Here is a 4,530-nt window from a genome sequence, read left to right on the forward strand (position 1 = left end):
CCCAGCCGTAGTAGCGGTTGTAGCCGATGAGGTCGGTGTGGGTGGTCAGCCGGTCGGTATCCGAGGCGCAGCAGTGCGCATAGACGGTCGGCCGCGAGGGGTCCTCGGCCTTGGCCAGCGCGTGCAGCGCCGCCAGCGCCTGGTTGGTGGCCTCGTCGGCGGCGTAGACCTCGTTGCCCAGGCCCCAGACGACCACGGACGGATGGTTGTAGGTCTGGCGGATGAGCTCCCGCAACTGCTGCTCGAGATTGGCCAGGAACTCGGGCTCGTATCCGACCTTGCTGTTGAACGGAATCTCGGTCCAGACGACCAGTCCGGCCCGATCGGCCAGGTCGTAGGCCTTGGCGGGATGCTGGAAGTGCACCAGCCGCAGGCCGTTCGCGCCCATGGCCTCCATCAGGCGGAAGTCCTCGGCGACGTCGTCGTCCGACACCGCCAGGCCGACGCCGGGACGGTCCAGATGCAGGTTCACCCCGTGCACCGCCAGGTGTTCGCCGTTCAGGAAGAACCCCTTGTCGGGGTCGATGCGGGTGGTGCGCAGGCCGAGCGGGACACGCACGGCGTCGGTCTCGCCGCCCTCGACGCCGGCCACCGTGGCCGCCACCGCGTAGAGGTAGGGATCCTTGCGGCCGTTCCAGGCCCGCGCCTTGTCGATCGTCAGGGTCTGCTCGACCGGCGTCGTCGCGCCGGCGGCCAGCGGTTTCACCGAGGACGCCTGGGCCACCAGCCCGCCCTCGGCGTCGAGGATGCGGGTGGTGACCCGCGTCCGCCGGGCCGCCGGCGCGTCGTTGCGCACCCGGGTGGTCACCCGCACCGTGGCGCGCTCCGGCGTCATCGAGACGGTGGTCGCATAGACGCCGGGTCCGCCATGGTCGAGCGCATCGACGTGGAGCAGCGGCGTGCGGATGAGGCTGACGCCGCGATAGAGCCCGCCGAAGACCGTGAAGTCGCCGCCCAGCGGCGCGATGTGTGGGCTGGCGCTGTTGTCGACCCGAACCGCCACGACGTTGCGCCCCGGCCGGACCCGCGCGGTGACGTCGAACCGGAACGCCGCGTACCCGCCCTCGTGACGACCGACCCTCTGGCCGTTCAGATAGACGTCGGCGACCAGGGCCGCGCCGTCGAACTGCAGGAAATAGCGACCGGGCGCCGCGCCGTCGGCGGTGAAGAACTCGCGCCGATACCAGCCGGGGCCGCGGTAGTAGCCGCCGCCATCGGCGCCGTCCGCGCCGTTGAAGGTGTGCGGCAGGGTGACCTTCAGCCAGTCCTTGGGGTCGAAGGCGACGACGGGCGCATCCGCCGTGTCGCCCTTCTGGAACCGCCAGCCCTCATTCAGCGAGGCCTGTTGGCGCCCGTCCATGGCCGCACGACTGGGGGTCGGCGACAGGACCCCGGCCATCAGCAAGGCCACCAGGCCGGCGAACCAGGCGAAACGCATCGTCGTCATCTGTGCGGTCCCGGCGCGCTTAACGATATCAGTTACCGGTAACTTTCCACCAGAGCGACGACCCGTGTCCATCCCGTTCGTCGCTGAGCGCGGCGGGCGCCGCTACCGGCCCTGGTCCTCGACGCCCGCCCGCGCCGCGTAGCCGCGCTCGACATAGCCGAAGCCGTCGAAATCGGCCGGCCGCGCCGTCCCCGACAGGTCCTGGCAGGCCATGCCGACGAAGGCCCCGGTGAAGTTGGGCGCGCCGGGCGCTGTGGCCTCGTCCGACAGGATGCTGGCGTCGAACAGCTCCGGCAGCCAGGACCAGGCCTCGCCGTCCAGGCTCCAGGCGAAGCGCAGCCGCTCGAAATCGACCTCGACGCGCAGGTGGACCAGGCCCGCGTCCGGCAAGGCGACCGGCGCGGTGAAGGCGTCGGCCTGGGGGCTGTCGGGCAAGGCCGACATCACCTGCAGATGGCGGCCATGGGCGTCGTCGCGCGACACGAACAGGTAGTGGAACTTGTTGGCCCCGTAATAGCAGACCAGCCCCGCCGCCTGCTGGAAGTGCTGGGGCGCGAAATCGACGACGGTGCGGGCGCTGTAGCAGTGGGCCTGCTGGCGGCGGGCCACCAGGGCCTGGCGATACTGACTGCCGATCGTCTCGCGCCCGAACAGCCGCAGCCAGCCCGGACGCGCGGTCAGGCTGAACAGATCCTGCGGGAACGGCGAGCGCAGCCACTGGAAGTCGATCGGCAGGTCCGGACCGCCGAAGTCCGTCCAGGCGGGCGGCGCGGGCCAGGGCGCGGCGGGCAGGTCCGGCCCCGGCGGGGTCAGCTCCGGATCGCCGGAGCCGTCGCGGGTGCGCAGCCAGCCGTCGTCGCCCCAGGTCATCGGCTGGATCGCCGTCTCCCGCCCCAGCACGCAGCGGCCCCGGTTGGGCAACGGCCGGCCGCAGAGATAGGCCATCCAGGTCTGGCCGTCGGGCGTCTCGACCAGGTCGGCGTGGCCGGCCCGTTGCAGCGGCGCGTGCGGCCGGTCGCGGGCGGTCAGCACGGGGCCGTCGGGGTGGAGTTCGTAGGGTCCTTCGAGCGTTCGCGACCGGGCCATGGTCACCGCGTGGCCAAAGCCCGTGCCGCCCTCGGCGGTGATCAGGTGGTACCAACCGTCGCGTTTGTAGAGGTGCGGCGCCTCGGTCAGGCCTAGGGGCGTGCCCGGGAAGATCATCTCGCGCTCGCCGATCAGCCGGGCGGTGAAGGCGTCGTATTCCTGGGCCACGATGCCGGCGAAGCGGTTGCGGCCGGGCCGATGGTCCCACAGCATGTTGAGCAGCCACTTGCGGCCATCGTCGTCATGGAACAGCGACGGGTCGAAGCCGCTGCTGTTGAGGAACACCGGGTCCGACCACGGCCCCTCGATGCTGTCGGCGGTGACCAGGTAGTTGTGGAAGTCGCGCAAGCTGGCCCCGGAGGCCCCGCCCACCGTGGTGCGGCCATAGCGCTTGACGTCGGTATAGATCAGCCAGAACCGGCCGTCGGCGTGGGTCAGGCACGGGGCCCAGACGCCGCAGCTGTCGGGCGCGCCCAGCATGTTCAGCTGGCTGGCCCGGGTCAGGGGCCGGGTCAGCAGCCGCCAGTTCACCAGGTCCCGCGAATGGTGGATCTGGACGCCCGGGAACCACTCGAAGGTCGAGGTGGCGACGTAGTAGTCCTCGCCGACGCGGACGATCGACGGGTCGGGGTTGAAGCCCGGCAGGACGGGGTTGCGGATCAGGGTCATGACGGCGATCCAGCGGGCGCCGGGAAGGCGGCGGGCGCGGCGGGCCGGTCGCGGACCAGGCTCCACAGCAGCAGCGCGCCCAGCAGGTCGAGCACGCCCAGGGCCACGAAGAACGGACTGTAGCCGATGGTCGCCACCAGGCCGCCGATCAGCAGCGAGAAGATCAGCACCCCCAGATTGCCGAACAGCCCGGCCATGCCGGCCACGGTCGCCACCTCGCTGCGACGGAACAGGTCCGACGACATGGTGATCACCGTCACCGACAGGGTCTGGTGCGCGAAGCCGCCCAGGCACAGCAGGGCGATGGCGGCGTAGGGGCTCTGAACGCTACCGACGAACATCATGCCGGTCATCATCAGCGCCCCCAGGGTGAAGGCCCAGCGCCGGGCGTTGATCAGGCTGACGCCGCGCTTCTGCAGGAACAGCACCACCACCGGCCCGAACAGGCAGCCCAGGTCGGCGGCGACGAACGGCAGCCAGGCGAACAGCGCGATCTGGGCCAGGTCGAAGTGGCGCACGGTGGTCAGGTACAGCGGCACCCAGAAGGCCAGCGTCCCCCAGGTCGGGTCGGCCAGGAAGCGCGGCAGGGCGATGCCCCAGAAGTCGCGGCGGGCCAGCAGCTTGAGGATCGAGGGCTTCTCCCCCGCCCCCTCGAGGTGGGCCTCCTGGCCGGCGACGATGTGCTGGCGCTCGGCGTCGGACAGCGCCTTGTGCTTGTCGGGCGACTGGTAGCAGGCCAGCCACAGCGCCACCCAGGCCAGGCCCAGCCCGCCGGCGACCACGAAGGCGGCCCGCCAGTTGTAGGCGATGATGGCCCAGGCCACGAGCGGCGGCGCCAGCACCGAGCCCATGGACGCGCCGATGTTGTAGACCCCGCCCGCCAGGCCGCGCTCCCTGGCGGGAAACCAGGTCGACACCGCCTTCATGCCGGCCGGGTGAGCGCTGCCCTCGGCCAGGCCCAGCAGGCCGCGCAGCCCCATCAGGGCCGGCCAACTGTTGGCCAGGCCATGGGCCATGGTGATCAGCGACCACGCCGTGGCGAACAGCGCGAAACCGTACTTCAGGCCGATGGAATCCAGCACGTAGCCGCAGAGCGGCTGCAGCATGACCCCCAGCTGGAAGACCCCGGTGATCCAGGAATATTCCCTGGGACCGATGTGCAGGTCGGCCAGCACGGTCGGCGCGGCGACGCCCAGGGTGCTGCGGGTCAGGTAGTTCAGCACCGCGCCCAGCATCACCAGGCCGATCATCCACCAGCGCAGGTTGGCGATCTTGCGGCTCATGTCGGCAGCCTTGGTTCGCGGTCGGCCGCGCGGATCAGTTCCAGC

The 4,530-nt window shown here is 71.0% G+C and carries 3 protein-coding genes; all 3 read right to left on the reverse strand.

The features are described from left to right. A partial coding sequence (locus tag PMI01_RS05870; RefSeq protein WP_007665234.1) for a glycoside hydrolase family 2 protein occupies positions 1 to 1,447 on the reverse strand: 1,447 nt, incomplete at its 3' end. Positions 1,448 to 1,549: 102 nt separating this feature from the next. After that, complete coding sequence (locus PMI01_RS05875; protein ID WP_007665235.1) at positions 1,550 to 3,202, reverse strand: glycoside hydrolase family 43 protein; 1,653 nt, start codon at positions 3,200 to 3,202, stop codon at positions 1,550 to 1,552. Beyond that, the gene (locus tag PMI01_RS05880) at positions 3,199 to 4,485 is read right to left on the reverse strand and encodes an MFS transporter (RefSeq protein ID WP_007665238.1); all 1,287 of its coding nucleotides are present in this window, start codon (positions 4,483 to 4,485) and stop codon (positions 3,199 to 3,201) included. The genes PMI01_RS05875 and PMI01_RS05880 overlap by 4 nt, the downstream gene beginning before the upstream one ends. Between the last annotated feature and the right edge of the window lie 45 nt (positions 4,486 to 4,530).

Origin of the sequence: Caulobacter sp. AP07 (assembly GCF_000281955.1) — a bacterium.
Lineage (GTDB): Bacteria > Pseudomonadota > Alphaproteobacteria > Caulobacterales > Caulobacteraceae > Caulobacter.